Below are 1,061 nucleotides of genomic sequence, written 5' to 3'. Positions count from 1 at the left end.
ACGACCCCAAACCCTTCGTCTGGACCAAAACCGCCGACCAGATCCTCGACACCCTCGCCGCATACTGCCAACGAATTAACGACTCAGGACACTAGGTTGGACCCGGTGACCACCCTCACCGTGGAGAAGATCACCCCGGAAAACGTCGCCGCCGCGTGCCAGCTGGCCGTCCAGCCGCACCAGAAGAAGTTCGTCGCCCCCGTCGCGGTCTCGCTCGCCGAGGCCTACACCCAGCCGGAGACAGCCTGGCCGCGGGTGATCGCCGACGACGGCGAACCCGTCGCCTTCGTGATGGGCCGCTTCGACCCGGCGGCCGAGCTCGACTTCTTCCGCTGCGGCATCTGGCGGCTCAACGTCGGCGCCTGCGTCCAGGGCCGCGGCTACGGCCGGTTCGCCGTCGAAACCGTCCTGGACGAGGCCCGGCGGCGGGACGAGAAGGTCGCGACGGTGCTGTGGCTCCCGGGCGACGACGGCCCGGAACGGTTCTACCTCAAGCTGGGCTTCCGGCCCACCGGCCAGACCCACCACGGCGAGGTCGTCGGCCGGATCGAGCTCTAGACCTGACCGCGCTTCTTCCGCTCGGTGTACTCGCGCATCCGCTTCGGGTAACCCACGCGGGCGACCTCGTACACCGGGATCGAGCGGCGGTGGCCGAACTGCTGCGCGGCCTCCAGGCTGCCGATCCGGCGCCGCGTCCACTCTCCGTCATGGGCGATCAACACCACAGTGGTCTCCGTGACGTTGGTCTTCGGCTCCACGAAGGCCTCGACACCCCGCCGCGTGGCCGCCCACTCGTCGAGGTGGCGGGTGTCCTCGGAGCTGGCTTTCCGCAGCGTACCGGCCCGCTGTCCACCCTTGGCCCGCCTGCGCAGCGAGTCGAAGAGCCCCACCTCGACCACCTCTCCTCCCGAGACCTACCCCACTCATTATCCCGGACTCCGCGTGTGGTCGGCGTCGCACACCCGGCTAGACGAGTAATGCGTAACTCGATCAGTGGTCGTAGGCGGTCAGGGACCGGGTGACGGGCTGGCCAGTAGCGCGGTTGTGCCAGATAGCGGCGG

The 1,061-nt window shown here is 68.8% G+C and carries 2 protein-coding genes; one reads left to right on the top strand and one right to left on the bottom strand.

Features of this window, described 5'->3' with window-relative positions; translation table 11 throughout:
- Positions 1-105: 105 nt before the first annotated feature.
- A complete protein-coding gene (locus tag ACWED2_RS48315; protein ID WP_449697239.1) occupies positions 106-558 on the top strand; it encodes a GNAT family N-acetyltransferase in 453 nt (150 codons plus the stop codon).
- Here ACWED2_RS48315 and ACWED2_RS48310 read toward each other — a convergent pair.
- Positions 555-899 (bottom strand): hypothetical protein, encoded by a 345-nt coding sequence (locus ACWED2_RS48310; protein WP_003071911.1) that lies wholly within the window; start codon positions 897-899, stop codon positions 555-557. The two genes, ACWED2_RS48315 and ACWED2_RS48310, sit on opposite strands and share 4 nt — an antisense overlap.
- Positions 900-1,061 lie beyond the last annotated feature (162 nt).

The organism is Amycolatopsis sp. NPDC005003, from assembly GCF_053600695.1.
The sequence above is the reverse complement of the archived record's forward strand: the minus strand, read 5'-3'. Positions and strand labels throughout refer to the sequence as shown.